Source organism: Streptomyces gottesmaniae (genome assembly GCF_031845845.1).
GTDB lineage: Bacteria > Actinomycetota > Actinomycetes > Streptomycetales > Streptomycetaceae > Streptomyces > Streptomyces akebiae.
In genome coordinates, this window is record NZ_JAVRFJ010000206.1 from 1 (window position 1) to 255 (window position 255).

General features: G+C 65.9%; 1 pseudogene. It reads right to left on the reverse strand.

The features are described from left to right. Nucleotides 1-255 (reverse strand): annotated as a pseudogene (locus RM704_RS45080) (alpha-1,4-glucan--maltose-1-phosphate maltosyltransferase); the annotation flags it as partial.

Below are 255 nucleotides of genomic sequence, written 5' to 3' on the forward strand. Positions count from 1 at the left end.
TCGAAGGCGGGGCGGCCGCCTTCCTGGAGGAAGGCGTGGAGGATGTCGGGGGTGTTGACGAAGAAGTTGGGGCGCATGTAGGCGGCGGCCTCACCGGCGAGTTCGGTGGCGTACTCGGTGAGTTCGGTTTTGGTGTTGCGCCAGGTGAAGTAGGTGTAGGACTGCTGGAAGCCGGTGGCGGCCAGGGTGTGCATCATCGCGGGGCGGGTGAAGGCCTCGGCGAGGAAGATGACGTCGGGGTCGGTGGCGTTGATC